Raw genomic sequence first — 20,003 nt, 5'->3', positions numbered from 1 at the left:
TGGGGGTCAGCGGCGGAGGGGGACGAGGTCGTCGGCGTGGACTACCTCGCGGCGTTGCTCTGGGGGGAGTTCGGGGGTTGAGCGGCCGACCAGGTCCGGGAGTTCGGTCGCGTCGAACGCCACCACTCCGCGGGCCACCGGGCGGTCCTTCGCGTCCACCAGGTCGACCACGTCGCCGGCCTGGAAGTCGCCCTCCACGCCCGTGATGCCCGCCGCCAGCAGCGACCGGCGGCGGCGGACCACCGCCGTCACCGCGCCGTCGTCCAGGCGGAGCTTGCCCGTCGTGTCCGCCGCGTAGCCGAGCCAGAAGCGGCGGGCCGACAGGCGGGTGTCCGCCGGGGCGAACGCCGTGCCCGGGGAGGCGGAAGTCAACGCGGCGGAGGCTTCCGACGCCGCCGCCAGCAGGACCGGGATGCCCGCGCCCGCCGCCGTGCGCGCCGCCGCCAGCTTCGACACCATGCCGCCCGTGCCGAGGCCGGAGCTGGACATGCCGACCGAGATCCCGTCCACATCGGACTCCGAAAGGACCTCGGTGAGCTTGCGAGTGGCCCCTTCGCGGGGGTCGCCGTCGTAGAGTCCGTCCACATCGGACAGCAGGATCAGCGCGTCCGCGCCGATCAGGTGGGCCACCAGGGCCGCCAGGCGATCGTTGTCGCCGAAGCGGATCTCTTCCGTGGCCACCGTGTCGTTCTCGTTGACCACCGGGACCGCGCCGAGCGCCAGCAGCCGCGAGAACGTCCGCTGCGCGTTGCGGTAGTGCGACCGGCGGACGACGTCGTCGGACGTCAGCAGCACCTGGCCGACCGTAAGCGAAAACCGCCCGAACGACTCCGCGTACGCGTGCGCCAGCGCCAGCTGCCCGACGCTCGCCGCCGCCTGCTGCGTCGCGAGGTCGCGCGGGCGCTTGCCGAGCGAAAGCGGGGCCAGCCCGGCCCCGATCGCGCCCGACGAGACGAGCACGATCTGGGTGTCCCGGGCGACGCGGTCCGCGATCGCGTCGACCAGCGCGTCCAGCCGGGCCGCGTCGAGCCCGCTGCCCGCCGTGGTCAGGGCCGACGAACCGACCTTGACGACCAGCCGGCGAGCAAGAGCGATGGCTTCCCGCGTGCCGCTCACGCGTCGAGGTCCAGGTCGTCGCCTTCCGGCTCGTCCGAGCCGTCGCGCCGGATCCGGCGGGCTTCCTTGCGCTCGGCCGCGCCGATCCGGTCGTGGTTCTCGAGGCGGACGTCGGTGCCGCGCCCGGACAGGTGCATCGCGACGCTCGGCGTCGTCGGCTCCCACTCGAACTGGACGTCGCCGATCGTGACCGGGCTGCCCGGCCGCGCGCCGAGCTTCGCCAGCTTGTCCTCGACGCCGAGGCGGTTGAGCCGGTCGGCCAGGTAGCCGACGGCCTCGTCGTTGCCGAAGTTGGTCTGGCGGATCCACCGCTCCGGGCGGACGCCGCGCACGATGAACGCGCCCTCCTCCTCGGGGTCGAGCTCGACGGTGAAGCCGGTGTCGTCGACGGCGAGCGGCCGCAGGACGATCTTCTCCGGCTCCAGCACGGGCTGCATCTCGCGGTACTGCTCGACCACCTTGGCGAGCGCGAACGTCAGCTCGCGCAGGCCCTTGCGCGAGGCCGTCGAGACCTCGAACACCTGGAGGCCGCGCGCTTCCAGCTCCGGCCGGACGAACTCGGCGAGCTCGGCGGCCTCCGGGACGTCGATCTTGTTGAGCACGACCACGCGCGGGCGCTCCTCGAGCTTCCCGCCGAGACCCGGGGTGTACTTGGACAGCTCCGCTTCGAGAGCGTCCACATCGGACAGCGGGTCGCGGCCCGGCTCCAGCGTCGCGCAGTCGACGACGTGCACCAGCACGGCGCAGCGTTCGATGTGACGCAGGAAGTCGAGACCCAGGCCCTTGCCCTCGGACGCGCCGGGGATCAGGCCGGGCACGTCGGCCATCGTGAACACCGTCTCGCCGCCGGTGATGACGCCGAGGTTCGGCACCAGCGTGGTGAACGGGTAGTCGGCGATCTTCGGCTTGGCCGCGGACAGCACCGAGATCAGCGACGACTTGCCGGCGGACGGGAAGCCGAGCAGGCCGACGTCGGCGACCGAGCGCAGCTCCAGCACGAGGTTGCGGGCCTCACCGGGCTCGCCCAGCAGCGCGAACCCGGGGGCCTTGCGGGCCTTCGACGACAGCGACGCGTTGCCGAGGCCACCGCGGCCGCCCTGCGCCGCGACGAACGTGGTGCCCGGGCCGATGAGGTCGGCGACCATCTCGCCGTCTTCGGTGAACACGACGGTGCCGGACGGCACCTTCATCACCAGGGTCTCCCCCGCCGCACCCGCGCGGTTGCCGCCCTGGCCCATCTTGCCGCTGCCCGCCTTGGCGTGCGGGCGGAAGTGGAAGTCGAGCAGGGTGTGCACGTTGGGGTCGACGACCAGCAGGACGTCGCCGCCGTTGCCGCCGTTGCCGCCGTCCGGGCCGCCGAGCGGCTTGAACTTCTCGCGGTGCACCGAGGCACAGCCGTTGCCCCCGTCACCGGCGGTCAGGTGGATGACCGCGCGGTCCACGAACCGGGACGCCATGACTTGCCTCTATTCACTCGCGAAACCAAAAGGGGTACTGACAAAACAAACGAGGGGTGGCGCCGGATATTCCGGCCCCACCCCTCGTCAGAGGTCTAGCGTAGAAGCCGAAACTCAGGCTTCGACAGGCACGACGATGTTGATCGTCTTGCGACCACGCTTCTCGCCGAACTGGACCGCACCGGCGGCCAGCGCGAACAGCGTGTCGTCGCCGCCGCGGCCGACGTTCACGCCGGGGTGGAACTTGGTGCCACGCTGGCGGATCAGGATCTCGCCGGCGTTGACTTCCTGGCCGCCGAAGCGCTTGACGCCGAGGCGCTGCGCGTTCGAGTCACGACCGTTGCGGGAGCTGGACGCACCCTTCTTGTGAGCCATGGCTCAGCCCTCTTTCTGAAAAGCAGATCCGGAAGTTCTTACAGGGAGATGGCGGTGACCTCGACGCGGGTCAGCTTCTGCCGGTGACCCTGACGCTTGTGGTAGCCCGTCTTGTTCTTGAACTTGTGGATCCGGATCTTCGGACCCTTGGTCTGCTCGACGACCTTGCCGGTGACCGAGACCTTCGCCAGCGCGTCGGCGTCCGTGGTGACATCGCCACCGTCGACGTACAAAACGGCGGGGAGGATGTGCTCGGTGCCCGGCTCGCCCTCGAGCTTCTCGACCTCGACGACGTCGCCGACGGCCACCTTGTACTGCTTGCCGCCGGTCTTGACGATCGCGTACGCCGACACGGAAGTCTCCTGCATTACTCGACAATGGGTGGGGGCCCGCACGATCGGCCCACCTCCGGGGAGGCGGTCCTGCACTCGCGCAGCGACCTGCTCTGGTGGCAGGCCGTACTACAGGTTACGTGGGGTGCCCCGGTGCGTTACCACCGGGGTCCCCAAGTCGTTCACTGGCTCTGGTCGGAGGCGTGCACCGGCGGACCCGCCGGGCGCGACGCGGCCCGGCGCGACCGGCGCCGGGTGGGGCGCGTGGCCGGTTCGGGCACCTCGACGTCGAGGTCGGCGGGCTCCGAAGACCCCACAGCGTCCGTTACCGGCTCTTCGGCCGGCTCGGGCGCCGAGGTCCGCTCGACCGCCGGCTCCTCCTGCGGCACCGGGGCCTCGTCCGCCTCGGTGGTCACCGGGACGCCCGCGACCTCGGTGGCCGGCTCCACGACGGCCTCCTGACGCGTCTCTTCGGCGGCCTCCGCGGCCTCGGCCGTGTCGGTCACCTCCGGGACGTGCCCGTTGCCGTTGAGCGCGCCGTGGTCGTGGTCCTTGGCCGCCTTCGAGGCGTTGGCCATCGCCGCCACCGCGGACGCGACCGACGCGCGCTGCTCCGGCGGCGGGACCGCGTGGACCTCGGCCTTGGCGGCCTCGGCCTGCTCCTTGGCTGCCTCGTCGCCCTTGCCGCGGCCCCGCGACCGGCGGGAGCTCTTCTCCCCGCCGCCGCCACCGCTGTTGCCGCCGTTGCCGCCGCCGTTGCCGTTCCCGCCGTGGGACTGCGAGCCGCCGGCCGTGCGCTGCACCTCGGTCGAGACGAGCACGCCCCGGCCCTTGCAGTGCTCGCACGGCGTCGAGAACGCCTCCAGCAGGCCGGTGCCGATCTTCTTGCGGGTCATCTGCACCAGGCCGAGCGAGGTGACCTCGGCGACCTGGTGACGCGTGCGGTCGCGGCCGAGGCACTCGGTCAGGCGGCGCAGCACCAGCTCGCGGTTGGACTCGAGCACCATGTCGATGAAGTCGATCACGATGATGCCGCCGATGTCCCGCAGCCGGAGCTGGCGGACGATCTCCTCCGCCGACTCCAGGTTGTTGCGGGTCACCGTCTCCTCGAGGTTGCCACCCGAACCGGTGAACTTGCCGGTGTTGACGTCGATGACCGTCATCGCCTCGGTGCGGTCGATGACCAGGTAACCACCGGACGGCAGCCAGACCTTGCGGTCGAGCGCCTTGGTGATCTGCTCGTCGATCCGGTGGTCGGCGAACGCGTCACCGGTGCCGGTGTAGCGCTTGACCCGGTCGGCGAGCTCCGGCGCGACGTGGCTGACGTAGCCGTTGATGGTCTCCCAGGAGCGGTTGCCCTGGATCTCCAGCTTGGCGAAGTCCTCGGTGAAGAGGTCACGCACGACCTTGACCAGCAGGTCGGGCTCTTCGTAGAGCATGGTCGGAGCGCCGCCCTTCTTGCCGGAACCGGCGGCGGCCTTCTCCTTGATGACGTCCCACTGGGCCTTCAGGCGGTCGACGTCGCGGCCCAGCTCCTCCTCGCCGATGCCCTCGGAGGCGGTGCGGATGATGACACCCGCGTCCTCCGGGACGATCCGCTTGAGGATGTCCTTGAGCCGGCGGCGCTCGTTCTCCGGCAGCTTGCGGGAGATGCCGGTGGCGCCGCCCGCGGGGACGTACACCAGGAAGCGGCCGGGCAGCGAGATCTGGGTGGTCAGCCGGGCGCCCTTGTGCCCGACCGGGTCCTTGGTCACCTGGACCAGCACGGAGTCGCCGGTGGACAGCGCCTGCTCGATCTTGCGGGCCTTGCCCTCGAGCCCGGCGGCGTCCCAGTCGACCTCACCGGCGTAGAGCACGGCGTTGCGGCCGCGGCCGATGTCGATGAACGCGGCTTCCATGCTCGGCAGCACGTTCTGGACGCGGCCGAGGTAGACGTTGCCGACGATCGAGCCGGAGCCCGACTGCGTCACGAAGTGCTCGACCAGCACGCCGTCCTCGAGCACGGCGATCTGCGTCGAGTCGCCCTTCTCGAGGACGACCATCTCGCGCTCGACGGACTCGCGGCGGGCGAGGAACTCGGCCTCGGACAGGATCGGCGCGCGGCGGCGGCCGGCCTCGCGGCCGTCACGGCGGCGCTGGCGCTTGGCCTCCAGCCGCGTCGAGCCGCGGACGCTGCGCACCTCGTCGCGCGCCGGGCGCTCGCGCTCGGCTTGCTCGGCCTTGGCCTGGCGGACGTGGGTGACGGTGTTGGGCGGGTCGTCGGTGGTCTCGGCGTCGTCGCCGTCCGAGCCCTTGCGGCGACGGCGGCGGCGACGGCGCTTGCTGCCGCCTTCACCGTCGTCACTGTCGGCGTCGGACTCGTCGGTGGCGCCTTCGGACTCCTCGGCGGTGTCGGATTCGTCCTTCGCGGGCTTTTCGTCAGCGTTGCGGGAGCGGCGACGCGCGGGCGGCTGCTCCTCGGCCTGGCTGTCGTCGCCCTCGTTCTCGGTCTCGTCGCTGCCGTCGGCGCCCTTGCCCCGGCCACGGCCGCGGCGGCCACGACGGCGGCGACGGCGGCTGTTGGCGTCGTCACCGTCGTCGTCACCGGAGTCGGTGACCGGCGTGGTGTCCTCGGCCTCTTCCTCGGCGCTCTCCGGCTCGACCTGCTGCTTCACCGGGGCCGGCGGCTCCGCGAACGGGTCGGCGGGCTTGCGGGCCGGCTTGGTGGCCGCGGGCTCCGGCGGCAGGAAGACCGGCGAGGGTGCGGCGAACACCGGCAGGTGCGCGCGGGTCTTCTGCCGCGGGCGCGGCTTCTCGGCTTCGGCAGCCGGCACCTCGGCCACCGGCGGGACGGCGGAGCGGCGGGACTCCGGCTCGGCCTTCGCCGGTGCCACCTCGACGTCGCCACCGGAAGCGGGCGCGACCTCGACGTCACCGCCGGAAGCCGGCGCCACCTCGACGTCACCGCCCGAGAAGGCTTCGGCGACCTTGTGCGCGACGTCCCTGGTCACGCTCGACTGCGCGCTGCGCACACTTTCGCCCAGCTCGGTGAGCTTGGCCATGACGTCCCGGCTGTTCTTCGCGAGCAGCTTGGCCAGCGCGTGGACCCGGATCCGGGCAGGCAGGTCGGCCAGTGGACCGCTCGTGGGTGTGGCGGGATTCCCGCCGGTCTGCTCGGCGGGTGTTTCCGCGTTCGACATGTGTCTCCTCCGCCCCCGGGCGCGTCTGCCGGTGTTCACCGGCAGGGACGCGGCCGCGCAGGGGCCCCTTTCTGTTCGTTCCGCCGTGGTGGTCACCAGCGGCGGGAATCCTGGCCCGACAACCGGGCGCCGCACCACCGCCTCGGTGGCGCACAACCCGGTCAAAGGTCTGCACGGTGAGCGTGCGTGGCCAGGCTGTCGCAACCCCCGGGCCGCCCGCCACGTCGTCCAGCCGCCCGGCTCGCGGGCGGCGACGCGTCGCGGGAGTTCACGCACATCACCGGGCCACAACACCGCAGGCAGCACCTCTCACATGCGCCCCGCGGCCCGGTGGCCTCCCCGAGTATCCCACACCGGGTGACTGCTCCGGTGTACTCGGTACCTCCGCCCACGCCGCCGGGCGCGCCGCGGGGCCCACCGGCCGGGGGAACTTGGCCGTAGCGCTTGTCCGCCGGGCACGGGGTGGCTACCGTGCGGCTCGGGGTGACCGGGATCTCGCGCGCCGGCACCCGCGGTTCCTGCATCCGGTGGGAGGTCCGGTGTCCCTGCTGGCGCGGCCCCTGCGGGCGGCCGTGTGCACCGTCCTGGTGCTTTCGGGATGCGTCACCGCCGGTCCGGCGGCGGCCGACGAGCCCGCCTGCGGCCACGGCCGGAACCTCCGCTACGTCGTCACCTTCGACCGCGGCACGCCCGAGTCCACCGCTCGCGCGCGGATCACCGGCGCGTGCGGGGCCACCACCGTCTACTACCCGCAGATCGCCGTCGCCGTCGCCACCTCGGGCGACTCTTCGTTCGGCGCCCGGATCGGGCTCGACCAGGCGTTCAGCGCCCAGGCCGAGCGGCTGGCCGCGCAGCGCGCCACCGAGGTCAGGCCGCAGCCCGCGCGGGCGACGCTGCCCGTCACCGACCCGGCTCGCGTTCCCACCGCGGATCTCAGCGACCGGCAGTGGGACATGCGGATGATCAACGCGGGCCGCGCCCCGGGCGTGTCGGACGTCTCGCGCGGAAGCCGCGACGTCGTCGTCGGCGTGCTCGACTCCGGCATCGACCCGGACCACCCGGACCTCAGCGGCGCCCTCGACCGCGACGACTCCGCCGGCTGCCTGACCGGCGCCCCGGACCGGTCACCGTCGGCCTGGGCGCCGACGACGTCGGTGCACGGCACGCACGTGGCGGGGATCATCGCGGCGGCCGACGACGGTCGGGGCGTGACGGGTGTGGCGCCCGGGGTCAGGGTGGCGTCGGTGAAAGTGATCGACGACCGCGGCTACGCCGACCCGGAGGCCGCGGTGTGCGGGCTGATGTGGGCGGCGTCACGCCACATGAAGCTGACGAACAGCAGTTTCTTCGTGAACCCGTGGACGCTGTCGTGCATCCGCGGCGACGACCGCGGGGTGGTGCACGAAGCGCTGGCGCGCGCGGTCGAGTACAGCACTTCCGCGGGCACGCTGAACGTCGCGGCGGCGACCAACGAGGCCGTCGACCTGACGCCGTCGGCGCGGTCCGGCTCGCCCGGGGCGGGTTCGGGGTGTGAGGCACTGCCGGCGGCGCTGCGGGACGTCGTCGCGGTGTCCGCCGTCGGCTCGGACCGGGTGAAGGCGGGCTACAGCTCGTACGGGCTGGGCGTGATCGACGTCACCGCGCCCGGCGGGGAGACGGGCGAGTGCGTGCTTTCGACGGTGCCCGGCGGGTACGCGCCGCTGTGCGGGACGTCGATGGCCGCGCCGCACGTCACCGGGGTGCTGGCGCTGCTGGCGTCCACGCACCGGGACGCCGGGCCGCGGCAGCTGCGGCGGACGCTGGACGCCCAGGCGATGCCGATGCCGTGCCCGGCCGACTACGACCTCACCGGCGACGGGACCCAGGACGCGTACTGCGCGGGGTACGAGGGGTTCAACGGCTTCTACGGGCACGGGATGGTGGACGCGCTCGCCGCCGTCGCGCCCCGGGGACGGCCCGATCCGGCCCGCTGAGCCGCACGCGAACGGACGACACGCGTACCCGGGTGGACGACACGACGTCAGGTCAAAAGGAGCTTCGCGATGCGGCGCGTCGAGGCCCAGAGGCCCAGCGCGCCCAGGGCCAGCAGGTAGGCCAGGTTGACCAGCATGCTGCCGGAGAGCAGGCCCGTCGCGAGGCCCCGCATCAGCTCGATCGCGTGGTACAGCGGGAGGCAGCGGACCACCCACTGCAGCGGCTCCGGGTACACCGACAGCGGGAAGAACGTCGTCGCGAACAGGAACATCGGCATCAGCGCGAGGGCGATGTAGTCGAACTGGGCCGTCGACTTCAGGAACGTCACCAGCGCCATGCCGATCGCCGAGAAGGCCAGCCCGACCAGCAGCGCCGCCGGGACCATCAGCAGCGCCCACCACGACGCCAGCAGCCCCATCGCCGCCGCGATCGCGAGGAACGCCACCGCGTAGACGCCGCCGCGGGTCATCGCCCAGCCGATCTCGCCGAGCGCCACGTCCAGCGGGCCGATCGGCGTCGCCAGCATCGCGTCGTACAGCTTCGCGTAACGCAGCTTGAAGAACAGGTTGTACGTCGACTCGAACACGGCGCCGTTCATCGCCGACGTCGCCAGCAGCGCCGGCGCCACGAACGCGACGTAGCCCATCGGGCGGCCGTCCGGGCCCGCCACCTCGGTGACGAGCTTGCCGAATCCCAGCTGGAACGCCAGCAGGTACAGGAACGGCTCGGCCGCGCCGGACAGGAAGATCAGCCAGCTGTTGCGGTAGACCCGCACCGACCGCTCGACGAGCATGCGCGCGCGGCCCGCGTACAGCCCGGGCGGCAGGATCCGCAGCAGCAGCCCGGCCCGCGCCGGCGGAGCTTGGACGCTCACCATCAGACCACCAGCCTCCGGTAGAAGGCCCGGTGCGCGACCGCCCACCCGGCCGCGAACATCGCCGCGAGCACCGCGAAGTGGCCGAGCATCGCCCAGCCGCCGACTCCCCCGACGCTCACGCCGCGGGCGAGCTGCGTGCCGTGCCACAGCGGGGAGAGCCAGGCCAGCCAGCGGATCGCGCCCGGCAGCTGCGCGATCGGGAAGAACGTGCCGGAGAACAACGTCATCGGCATCAGGATGAAGCGGAAGACGATGCCGAAGCGCTGGCCTTCGTCGAACGTCCGCGCCGCCATCGCGGTCACCGGCGTGCTGCAGGCGAGGCCCGTGACGGTGCCGGCGACGATCACCAGCAGCACGCCGGGGCCGGTCCAGGCGCCGAAGAACACCGCGACCACCGCGTAGATCGCGCCCGCGAGCGTCAGCCGCAGCGTCGTCCAGATCAGGTGGCCGCCGAGCACCTGGCCCGGCGACACCGGGGTGGCGGTGACCGCCAGGTAGTCCTTCTGCCACTTGAACCCGGACAGCACGGGGTAGCTCGATTCGCCGACGGCCTGCTGCGCGGCGCCGGCCGCGAGCAGGGCCGGGGCGATGTACTGGAGGTAGGACAGGCCACCGGTGACCGCACCCGGCCGCACCTGCGACCCGAAGCCGAGTCCCATCGCGGCGAGGAACAGCACCGGCTGGAGGCCGGTGGAGTACAAAGTGGACACCCAGTGCCGGCGGTACCAGGTCCAGTACCCTTCGACGCGCAGCCAGGCGCCGTGCCACGTACCGACGACGCGGCCGGTGGGCTCGACGGTGGTCATCGCCACCTCCGAACGCGCGGCGCAGTGCCCGAAACCCGCGCCGGGCGTGGGAAAGGCCCACTCGCAGCCCGGTCGTACGCCGAGGCTCCGGAGGCGACCGAGCGCGGCAGGACACCACCGATCGGCCCGGCGGGCGGCGGCGCAGTCAGTTCGTTCCCCATCAGTCCACCAGCGTCCGGCCGGTCAACCGCAGGAACACGTCCTCCAGCGAGCTGCGGCGCACCAGGCTCGACAGCGGCCGTACCCCGCGCGCGTGGGCGTGCTCCAGGGTGTCTTCGCCGTTGTCGCTGTAGAGCAGTACCCGGTCCGGCAGTACCTCGATGCGCTCGGCCAGGCCCTCCACCTGCTGCGCCGACGCCACCTGGTGGCCCGACGCGAACCGCAGCTCCACGACCTCCCGCGTCGAGTACCGGCTGATCAGCTCCGACGGCGACCCCTCCGCGGCGATCCGGCCGTGGTCCATCACCACCAGCCTGTCGCACAGCTGCTCGGCCTCGTCCATGTAGTGCGTCGTGACGATCAGCGTCGTGCCCTGCTCCTTCAGCCGGAACAGGCGGTCCCACAGCAGGTGGCGGGCCTGCGGGTCGAGCCCGGTCGTCGGCTCGTCGAGCAGCAACAGCTCCGGGTCGTTGACCAGCGACCGCGCGATCGTCAGCCGGCGTTTCATGCCGCCCGACAGCGGGTCGACCTTGTCGGCCGCGCGGTCGCTCAGCTGCGCGAACTCCAGCAGCTCGTCCGCCTTGGCCCGCGCCGCCGCGCGGGACAGCCCGAAGTACCGGGCGTAGATCACCAGGTTCTCCCGGACCGTCAGCTCGACGTCCAGGTTGTCCAGCTGCGGCACCACGCCGAGGCGCGCGCGGATCCGCGGCCCGGCGACCTCGGGATCCAGCCCCAGCACGCGGAGGTCGCCGTCGGTGCGCGGCGACACGCACGCGATCATCCGCATCGTCGACGACTTGCCGGCGCCGTTCGGGCCGAGGAAGCCGAACGCCTCCCCGCGCCGCACCTCCACGTCGATCCCGCGCACGGCCTCGAACTCGCCGAAGCGCTTCACGAGTGCCTTCGCCTGCACCAGCGCCGGTTCCCGGTCCTCCGATTCGTCCACACCCCGACCATACGAGCGGGCACCGACAAAAACCGAACGGTTTAACCCCGGACCGTCACGACCAGCGTCCGCGTCACCCCGTTGACCGTCACCGAAAGCCGCGCGACGCCCGGCCGCAACGCCGTCAGGACGCCGGAAGCCGGGTCGAACGCGACGACGCCCCACGAGACCGTCCAGTCGGCGCTCACCGGGTACGAGACCGGCACGTCGCGGGTCCCCTGCCGCAGCGTCGCGCGGACCTCGGCGCGCTCGCCGCGCTTCAGCGAGGAAGGCCCGGACAAGGTCAGGGAGTCGACGTTCGGCCGCGTCTCGAAGCGCACCGGCTGCGCGTGGTCGGCCGGGTCGAGGCGCAGCAGCGTCCAGCCGACGAACCCGCCGTCGCCGGGCGCGGCCGCGGGCGCCTTGCCCGAGTTGCCGTTGACCAGGTACGGCACGCCGTCCACCCGCGACAGGGAGAACACGCCGGCGTGCGAAGCCACCGAAGCGGCCGGCTTTCCGGACGCCCGCTCGAACCCGGTCAGCCACCGGGTCAGCAGCGTCGCTTCCTTCCGGTCGCCGAGCTGGGAGTTCCCGGTCGGGCTCGGGTCCTTCACCGGGTGGTGCATCGCGACGACGACGCCGCGGACCGACCGGTCCCCCGCCGCCGAGTCGAGAGCGTCCCGCAGCATCCGGACCTGGTCGAACCCGCCCGCCCGCAGCGAGCCGCGCGAGGAGTCCATCAGCACCAGCCGGATGCCGTGCACGTCGACGACCCGGTGCGTCACGCCGAACGCCGCCTGGAAGTTGGCGAGCCCGTTGCCGCCTTCGGCTTCGTGGTTGCCCGGCACGTAGTACCAGGGCACCTTGCCGTCCAGTTCCTCGGTGATGACCTGCTTGGCGAGCACGAAGTCGGGTGCCGTGCCGCGGTCGACGAAGTCGCCGTTGATCAGCACCAGGTCCGGTTTCGCCGCGACGGCTTCGCGCAGGGCGCGGCGGGCCTGCGCGACCAGCGGGCCGGCCGGGTCGTCCGCGGTGAACTGCGCGTCGCTGACGACCGCGACGCGCAGGCCGCCGGTCAGCGTGCCGTCGGTGACCAGCGCCGGATCACGCGGCGCCGGATCGGCCGGCACCGCCGTCGTCGGCGCCACCTCGAAGGTCAGGTCGTCGAACACCAGGTGACCTTCGTACTGCTGGTCCGGCACGTTTTCCACGGCGTAGAAGCGCGCCAGCCGCTGGCCGTCCGGCAGCCCGGCCGGGACGGCGGCGGTGACGTAACGCCAGCCCGTCCAGTCGACGCTCAGCGACAAGTCCACGATGGACGCGACGTTCGCCGCGTCGCGCAGCTCGGCCCGCAGCCAGGCGCCCTTGCCGTCGCCGTTCACCCACAGCCCGATCTTCTGCGTGCCCGCGGGAACCGCGAGCGGAGAAGACGGCGTCACGTACGCGGCGCGCGTCGCGGTCGTGCCGGTGAGCCGGTAGTCCAGCGCGAGACCGGCGCCGCCGGCGCGCCCGGGCGCCGCGGACAGCGCCGCGCCGACGACCGCCGGGAACACCGTGGCCGTCCAGCCCGCCGGCCCGTCCAGCGGCGACGCGACCTGCGGCACGGTCCCGACCGACGCCGCCAGGTGCGTGGTCAGGCCGCCCGCCGAAGCGGTGATCGCCGAAGCGCCGGACGCGGTCAGCGCGGTCACCGCGTACCCGTCCCCCGACGGCTCGACCCGCACGACGGAGTGGTCGTAGTCGAGCTTGACGTCGTCGGGCTCCAGCCAGGTGCCGTAGCCGTCGGCGTCGTAGCCGTAGACCTCGAACGTGCTCTTCGCGCCTGCACCGGACAGCGCGACCTGCTCGGTGCTCGTGCCGAGCCGGACCGGCCTGCCCAGCACCGAAAGCGCCGTCTTCCCCGCCGCGCGACCCGAGCGCGCCACGACGTCGACGGCGCCCGCGCCGTGCCCGGTGACGACCCCGCGGGTCACGGTGGCCCGCCGCGGGTCCGACGTGCTCCAGCGCGGGTCGGCGGCGACCGCCGCCCCGGTTTCGTCGTGGCCGTCGGCGACCAGGTGCCGGGTCAGGCCGGACAGGACGCGGTTCGCGTCGCCGGTCGCGACGGCCGGCGTCGGCGAGAACGCGGTGAGCTTGCCGCTGCCCGGCACGGTCGTGAAGCCGATCCCGTTGGGCACCAGGCGTTCCCCGCCGTCCGACGGTGCGTTCCGGACGCTCGGCGCGGCTTCGCCCTCGTTGCGCGCCAAGAGGGTCGACGAGCCGCCGCCGTCGAGGTTGATCGCGTCGTCGGCGCCGAGGCTCTTCATGTGCCGGGCGAGTTCCAGCTCGGTCATGCCGCGGCTGTCGGCCTGGCGTCCGTCCACAGTGGCCAGCCACAGCCGCTTGCCGTCGGCGGAGAAGCCGACCGCCGTCCGCGGGTGCATCGCGACGTTGTCGACGGGCTGCACGACGCCGTCGCGCAGCAGGACTTCGTTGCCGCCCACGGCGACCGCGATCTTCCCGGCGTCCGAGCGCGGCGCGTACGTGACGTCCACCGGGTCACCCGGCTCGAGCGCCGCGAGGGCGTCCGCCCCGGCTTCGCGGGCCAAGAGCAACGTGGTCCCGGCCGCGATCGGGCCGTCGGCGGGCCGCTCGCGCACGGCGGTGACGACACCGTCGCGCAGCTCGACCTCGCGCACCCGGGACGCCCCGGCCACCGAGGTCGCGCGGCCGGAGGCGCCCCACAACGGCGTGTAGACGCCGATCGCGTCCTTGTCGAGCACCGGGCTGTTGAAGTTCGTGGCCTGCACGGTGCCGCCCGGCAGCGTCACCGCGGCTTCGAGGAACACCGAGGCCAGCTGGGCCTTGCCCGCGTCGGTGATCGCGGCGGTGTAGTTGTGGCCGGCCGCGGGCGCGGTCTGCAGCTGCCCGTGGTCGATGCCGACGCCGATCGGGGCTCCGGTGGCGTTGATGTCGAAGAAGTCGCCGTTCACGCCGGCGACCGCGCCCGTGCGCGCGAGCTGCTGCGAAAGCGGCGTGCGCGCGGACACCGTGCCGGGGCTCAGGTACGCCGGCTTCAGGACCTTGCTGCCCAGGTCGACGGCGAGGGTGTCGCCGCGGATCCAGCCCGCCGGGTCGAACCGGTCGAACTGGGTGAGGTTCAAGCCGGGCGCGACCTCGGTGGTCGCGCTGCCGGTGACGAGCCCGTCGTCGAGATCCGCGACGGCGAAGGTCGCCGGAGCCTGGTGGTCGGACGACGCGGCGGGCGCGGCCTCGACCGGTGGGGTGCCGAGCGGCGCCCGGAGCGGATCGGCGTGGGCGGGAACGGCGAACGCCGTCGCGACCAGGGCGACGAACGGCAGCACTACGCGGTAACAACCGGGGCTTCGCCCCGAGCCGGGGGCTCCGCCACCCGGACCCCCGAAAAGAGAGTGTGACTTCTTCACCAGGTACCCCAGTATCGAGTGAGAGTGAGCCCGACCAGCACAGCGCAGCGGCACGGCCGGCGGAAGGCTTCCCGGTGAACGCCGCCTGAATGGTCTAGAACAGCTACCGGGTCAGGCGGTGAAAGGGGCCTTGAGGAGCTGGTCGGCGATCGTGGTGTCACCGCTGACGCTCGGCGGGGTCGCCGTTCGCTTCCACAGGTGCAGCAGGAGGTCCCGGGCCGGCGCCTCGGCGGTCGCGGCGGGTTCGGTCGCCGAGCCGAGCGTGGGCGGTTCGCCCGGGTGCAGCGTCCAGACGTCGCCGGTGTCGGTGGCGCGCAGCGCGAGGGGCGCGGTCAGCGACGGCGCGGCGTGCCAGCGCGTGACGCGCGGGAGCCAAGCGGTCAGGACCTCGTCGACGCCGTCCGCGGCCACGGGCGGGTCCAGTGCGTGGTCGCTGCCCGAGTCGGCGAGGTGGACGGCGGTTTCGTGAACCTGGCGGCGGAACCAGAACGCCTTGGTCTTCCCGGTGCCGCCGAAGTGCCAGCACCGGTCTTCGGGGACCGCCTTCTCGAGGGCGGCGAGGAGCAGCTGAGCGCTTTCGGCGTACCAGGACGCGAGATCGGCGTCCGGGCCGGCTTCGAAGTTCTGCGGCTGCACTTCGCCGGTGGTGACCACGGTGGCGGCCCAGCGGTGCACGTTCCCGAGGTGGGTGCCGAGGTCGGCCAGGGTCCAGCCGGCGCAGTCCGGCACCGCGGCGGCCGCGTCGGCGGTGTGCAGCCGCGCGGCGAACGCGTCCGTCAGCTCCCGCAGGACGGGGAGGTAGTCGCGGGCCGGGAACGGCATCGTCGTCATGGTCGCTCCTGGGGAGAACCGGGGCCACGCGCGGGCGTGGCCCCGGTGCCGATCACAGGTCGGGGAACCAGAGCTTCAGCTCGCGCTCGGCCGACTCCGGCGAGTCCGAGCCGTGGACCAGGTTGTACTGGGTCTCCAGCGCGAAGTCGCCGCGGATGGTGCCCGGGATGGCCTTCTCGACCGGGTCGGTGCCGCCGGCCAGCTGACGGAACGCGGCGATGGCCCGCGGGCCCTCGACGGCCAGCGCGACCAGCGGGCCCGACGTGATGAACTCCAGCAGGTCGCCGAAGAACGCACGCTCCTTGTGCTCGGCGTAGTGCTCCTCGGCCAGCGCCTGCGGAACGGTCCGCAGCTCGAGGGCGGCGAGCTTCAGGCCCTTGCGCTCGATCCGCGAGACGACCTCGCCGACGAGGCCGCGCGCGACGCCATCGGGCTTGACGAGGACCAGCGTGCGTTCAGTCACGACGGTGTTTCTCCTTGGTGCGGTTTGGGTCGGTGCGCGTGAGCGTAGCCGACCGGGTCAGCGGCCCTGCGGGTGCAGCTTCTTCGACCACAGCGACGCCCCGGTGGCATCCCGGAGGTCCACCGTCAGGTCACCGCTCCCGCCGTCGATGTTCAGCTCCCCGAAGTGCTGGAAGCCGTCGATCGGGGCCGTGTTCGCGACCGGTGGGGCGTGGACGAACACCGCCTCCGGGCCGAACGTCGGGTCCAGGGCGTTCGGCCCGAACGCGCCCGCGTTCAGCGGTCCGGACACGAACTCCCAGAACGGGTCGAAGTCCTGGAAGGCCGCTCGGTCCGGCGAATAGTGGTGCGCCGCCGTGTAGTGGACGTCCGCGGTCAGCCAGACCACGTTGCGGACGCGGCGGCGCTGGATCTCCCGCAGCACCCACGCCAGCTCCGTCTCACGCCCGCCCGGCGCACCCGGCCGGTTGTTCGCCACCGCTTCGATGTCCGTGCCGTCCGGGACGACCAGGCCCAGCGGCATGTCCGCCTGGACGATCTTCCACGTCGCCGTGCTGCGACCGAGTGCGTCGGCCAGCCAGCGGGCCTGCTTGTCGCCGAGGATGTAGCCGGGCTGGGTCTGGTCGGCGGTGTTGGCGTTGCGGTAGGTCCGCATGTCCAGCACGAAGATCTCGGCGCGCGAGCCGTACCGGAAACTGCGGTAGACGCGGCCGTCGACCGCGGCGCGCGAGTCGATCGGGTGCCACTCGTGGAACGCCTGGTACGCCCGCGGCGCGAGCACGTCGACGCGCTTCTCCGTGTAGGCCGGGAGGTCGAGGATCTCGCCCGGGTACCAGTTGTTCAAGACCTCGTGGTCGTCCCACTGGGCATAGACCGGCACCTGCGCGGCGAAGCGCTTGAAGTTGGCGTCGAGGCGGTTGTACGCGTGCTGGCCGCGGTACTCGTCGAGGGTCTCGGCGACCTTCGACTTCTCCGGCGTGACGACGTTGCGCCACGTGCGGCCGCCGGGCAGGGTGACCGTCTCCGTCAGCGGTCCGTCGGCGTACACCGTGTCGCCGCTGTGCAGGAAGAGGTCGGGACGGCGGGCCGCCATCGCCGAAAAGATCGTCATGCCGCCCAGGTCCGGGTTGATCCCCCAGTTCTGCCCGACGACGTCGCCCGACCACAGGATCCGGGTGTCGCGGCGGCCCACCGGCGCGGTGGCGAACCGGCCGGTCAGCGGCTCGCTCGTCGCGCGCCCGTCGAGGGACTCCGCCGTGACGCGGTAGTGGTACTCGGTGCCGGGCGCGAGACCGGCGACGCGGACCTGCCCGGTCCCGCCGGTGGCCGGCCCGGCGAGCGGGCCGGGCACCCGGCGGGCGTGCCGGAACGACGGGTCGCGCGCGATCTCCACGACCAGCCGCGACGGCCGGTCGGCGCGCGACCAGACGATCGCCGAGCCGGGCGTGACGTCGCCGGACTGGACGCCGTGGGTGAGCACGGGCCGGTCGCCGCGCAGCAGCGGTGCCGCGGCGAACGCCGTCGAAGGCAGCACGAGAGTGGCGGCGGCGCCGGTCAGACCGGCCTTGAGCAGCGTGCGGCGGGAGTGGTGGGTCGGTTCGGTCATGCGCGGTTTCTATCCCGCCCCGGCCAACGCCGGTTTGCGCGCGGGTGAACGACATCCCCGGGTTTTCCCCCATGCCCGGACGCCGTGTCCCTCGGTAGCGTGGCGATCACGACAAGGGGGTCAGATGAGACCATTCAGGAAAAGCCTGGCGGTTCTGACGGCGGCGCTCACCATCACCACCCTGGGGACCGGTATCGCGGAAGCGGGCCAGGACGGCGGAAAGGCCGTCCTCCGCTACACCGAACACGGCATCCCGCACATCGTCGCCAAGGACTACGCCGGGCTCGGCTACGGGTACGGCTTCGCGGCGGCGACCGACAACGTCTGCGAGCTCGCGAACATCTACCTCACGGTGAGCGGGCAGCGATCGAAGTACTTCGGCCCGGAGGGCGGCGGCTACCCGTCGCTGTCCGAGGCGGAAAGCAACCTGCACAGCGACCTGTTCTTCCAGCGGATCAACGACTCCGGGATCGTCGACCGGCTGGTCGCGCAACCGGCGCCGCTGGGGCCGCGCCGCGAGGTCCGCGAGGTCGTTTCCGGCTACGTCAAGGGGTTCAACGCCTACCTCGCGCGCACCGGCCGCGCCGGCATCTCCGACCCGGCCTGCCACGGCGCGGACTGGGTCCGGCCGATCACCGAGCAGGACTTCTACCGGCACTACTACGCCATCGCGATCACGGGCGGCCAGGGCGTCGTCACCGAAGGGCTGTTCACGGAGCCGCCGTCCGGCGCGACGCCCACCCCGGGCACCGGCGGGCAGCTGTCGGCGAAGGTCGCGCAGGCGCTGAACGGCAGCGGGCTCGGCAGCAACGGCATCGCGATCGGCGCGGACTCCACCGCGGCCGGTCAGGGCAGCGTGCTGCTCGGCAACCCGCACTACCCGTGGCAGGCCGGGCGCCGGTTCTGGCAGAGCCAGCTGACCATCCCCGGCCGGCTCGACGTCGCCGGCGCGAGCCTGCTCGGCATGCCGTTCGTCCAGATCGGGCACACCGCGGACGCGGCCTGGACGCACACGGTGTCCACGCCGGTCACCTTCGGCCTGTTCGAGGTGCCGCTGAAGCCGGGCGACCCGACGACGTACCTCGTCGACGGCAAGCCCGAGAAGATGACGTCCCGCGAGGTCACCGTCCCGGTGCGCCAGGCCGACGGCTCGCTGAAGCCGGTCCGCCAGACCTTCTGGTCGACGCGGTACGGGCCGGTGATGAGCGACTTCCAGGGCATTCCGCTGCCCTGGACGACGAAGTCGGCGTTCACCGTGCGCGACGCCAACGGCACGAACATGCGCGGGCTCAACACGTGGTTCGAGCTAGACGAGGCGCGCAGCACGGCCGACATCGTCGGCGCGCTGAGCCGCACGCAGGGTGTCCCGTGGGTCAACACCATCGCCACCGACCGGGCGGGCAACGCGCTCTACGCCGACATCCAGGTCGTCCCGCACGTCACCGACGAGCAGGCGAAGCTGTGCAGCACTCCCTTGGGACAGCAGACCTTCCCGGCCGTCGGACTGGCCATTTTGGACGGATCGAAGTCGTCGTGCCAGTGGGGTTCCGACCCCGGTGCGCTCGAGCCGGGCATCTTCGCGCCGTCGCGGCTGCCGAGGCAGCAGAGCCGGGACTACGAGCTGAACACCAACGACAGCGCCTGGCTGGCCAACGCGAAGGCGCCCATCACGGGCTACCCGCACATCGTCGGGGACATCGGCACCGAGCGTTCGCCGCGCACGCGGGAAGCGCTGCTCACCGCCGAAAAGGGCGGGTTCACGACGGACTCGATGAAGAAGGTGCTCTTCGCCGACCACAGCCTGTTCGCCGACCTGACGGCGGCGGACCTGGCGAAGCTGTGCGCGTCGTTCCCGGGCGGGCAGGCGCCGTCGTCGTCCGGCCCGGTCCCGGTCGGGCCGGCGTGCTCGGCGATCGCGAACTGGGACCACACGTACACGCTCGACACGCGGGGTTCGCTGCTGTTCCAGCGGTTCGCCGCGCGGCTCGGCTCGGTGGACCGCTTCTCGGTGCCGTTCGACCCGAAGGCGCCGCTGACCACGCCGAACACGCTCAACGCCGCCAACGCGGACGTCCGGAAGGCGTTCGGGGACGCGCTGGTGGAGCTGCGCACGGCGGGACTCGCGCCGGACGCCCGCCTCAGGGACGGCCAGGCGGTCACGCGCAACGGCGAGCGCATCCCGATCCACGGTGGCCAGGGCTTCCTGGGCGTGCTCAACGTGATGACGCCGGTGTGGGACCCGGCGCGCGGCAACGTCGAGGTCGCGCACGGCTCCAGCTACATCCAGGTGGTCGGGTTCCGCGGCCGCGCGTGCCCGGACTCCTCGACGGTGCTGACGTACTCGCAGTCGGCCAACCCGAAGTCGCCGTACTTCAGCGACCAGACGAAGCTCTACAGCCGGGGTGAATGGGTGAAGGAACGCTTCTGCGAAGCCGACATCCTGCGCTCACCCGCGCTGCGGGTCGTCGTGCTGCGGTAG

Annotated in this window: 14 protein-coding genes; 2 read left to right on the top strand and 12 right to left on the bottom strand. The window is 72.5% G+C overall.

The window, feature by feature from the left end; translation table 11 throughout:
- Positions 1-6 precede the first annotated feature (6 nt).
- The 5 genes from proB to AA23TX_RS27290 all read right to left on the bottom strand — a co-directional run bounded on the left by proB (position 7) and on the right by AA23TX_RS27290 (position 6,459).
- On the bottom strand, positions 7-1,116 hold the full coding sequence (gene proB / locus AA23TX_RS27310) for a glutamate 5-kinase (RefSeq protein ID WP_155545676.1): 1,110 nt from the start codon (positions 1,114-1,116) through the stop codon (positions 7-9).
- Positions 1,113-2,573 (bottom strand): GTPase ObgE, encoded by a 1,461-nt coding sequence (obgE, locus tag AA23TX_RS27305; RefSeq protein WP_155545675.1) that lies wholly within the window; start codon positions 2,571-2,573, stop codon positions 1,113-1,115. The genes proB and obgE overlap by 4 nt, the downstream gene beginning before the upstream one ends.
- A gap of 114 nt (positions 2,574-2,687) precedes the next feature.
- Entirely contained in the window at positions 2,688-2,948 is a 261-nt protein-coding gene (gene rpmA, locus AA23TX_RS27300) for a 50S ribosomal protein L27 (RefSeq protein WP_155545674.1), read from the bottom strand.
- 38 nt (positions 2,949-2,986) lie between these two features.
- Positions 2,987-3,301, bottom strand: a complete 315-nt coding sequence (rplU, locus tag AA23TX_RS27295; protein ID WP_003067132.1) for a 50S ribosomal protein L21 — start codon at positions 3,299-3,301, stop codon at positions 2,987-2,989.
- A 161-nt stretch (positions 3,302-3,462) separates the two neighbouring features.
- Positions 3,463-6,459, bottom strand: a complete 2,997-nt coding sequence (locus AA23TX_RS27290; RefSeq protein WP_155545673.1) for a translation initiation factor IF-2 N-terminal domain-containing protein — start codon at positions 6,457-6,459, stop codon at positions 3,463-3,465.
- Between the two features lie 539 nt (positions 6,460-6,998).
- Here AA23TX_RS27290 and AA23TX_RS27285 point away from each other — a divergent pair.
- The gene (locus AA23TX_RS27285) at positions 6,999-8,432 is read left to right on the top strand and encodes a S8 family peptidase (protein ID WP_155545672.1); all 1,434 of its coding nucleotides are present in this window, start codon (positions 6,999-7,001) and stop codon (positions 8,430-8,432) included.
- Between the two features lie 47 nt (positions 8,433-8,479).
- Here the strand turns inward: AA23TX_RS27285 and AA23TX_RS27280 are convergent, their stop codons facing one another.
- The 7 genes from AA23TX_RS27280 to AA23TX_RS27250 all read right to left on the bottom strand — a co-directional run bounded on the left by AA23TX_RS27280 (position 8,480) and on the right by AA23TX_RS27250 (position 17,524).
- On the bottom strand, positions 8,480-9,310 hold the full coding sequence (locus AA23TX_RS27280; protein WP_155545671.1) for an ABC transporter permease: 831 nt from the start codon (positions 9,308-9,310) through the stop codon (positions 8,480-8,482).
- The gene (locus tag AA23TX_RS27275) at positions 9,310-10,116 is read right to left on the bottom strand and encodes an ABC transporter permease (protein WP_155545670.1); all 807 of its coding nucleotides are present in this window, start codon (positions 10,114-10,116) and stop codon (positions 9,310-9,312) included. The genes AA23TX_RS27280 and AA23TX_RS27275 overlap by 1 nt, the downstream gene beginning before the upstream one ends.
- Positions 10,117-10,276: 160 nt before the next feature.
- Positions 10,277-11,221: an ABC transporter ATP-binding protein gene (locus AA23TX_RS27270; protein ID WP_155545669.1), complete on the bottom strand. Its 945-nt coding sequence runs from the start codon at positions 11,219-11,221 to the stop codon at positions 10,277-10,279.
- 41 nt (positions 11,222-11,262) lie between these two features.
- Positions 11,263-14,544, bottom strand: coding sequence for a phosphodiester glycosidase family protein (locus AA23TX_RS27265; protein ID WP_155545668.1), 3,282 nt, complete (start codon positions 14,542-14,544; stop codon positions 11,263-11,265).
- 192 nt (positions 14,545-14,736) lie between these two features.
- The gene (locus tag AA23TX_RS27260) at positions 14,737-15,456 is read right to left on the bottom strand and encodes a maleylpyruvate isomerase family mycothiol-dependent enzyme (RefSeq protein ID WP_155545667.1); all 720 of its coding nucleotides are present in this window, start codon (positions 15,454-15,456) and stop codon (positions 14,737-14,739) included.
- Between the two features lie 52 nt (positions 15,457-15,508).
- Complete coding sequence (ndk, locus tag AA23TX_RS27255) at positions 15,509-15,919, bottom strand: nucleoside-diphosphate kinase (RefSeq protein ID WP_155545666.1); 411 nt, start codon at positions 15,917-15,919, stop codon at positions 15,509-15,511.
- A gap of 57 nt (positions 15,920-15,976) precedes the next feature.
- Entirely contained in the window at positions 15,977-17,524 is a 1,548-nt protein-coding gene (locus tag AA23TX_RS27250; protein ID WP_155545665.1) for an alkaline phosphatase D family protein, read from the bottom strand.
- A gap of 124 nt (positions 17,525-17,648) precedes the next feature.
- Here AA23TX_RS27250 and AA23TX_RS27245 point away from each other — a divergent pair, with 124 nt between their 5' ends.
- Positions 17,649-20,003 carry a penicillin acylase family protein gene (locus AA23TX_RS27245; protein ID WP_155545664.1) on the top strand — a complete coding sequence of 785 codons (2,355 nt, stop codon included), beginning with the start codon at positions 17,649-17,651 and terminating at the stop codon, positions 20,001-20,003.

Origin of the sequence: Amycolatopsis camponoti (genome assembly GCF_902497555.1) — a bacterium.
Taxonomy (GTDB): domain Bacteria; phylum Actinomycetota; class Actinomycetes; order Mycobacteriales; family Pseudonocardiaceae; genus Amycolatopsis; species Amycolatopsis camponoti.
The sequence above is the reverse complement of the archived record's forward strand: the minus strand, read 5'-3'. Positions and strand labels throughout refer to the sequence as shown.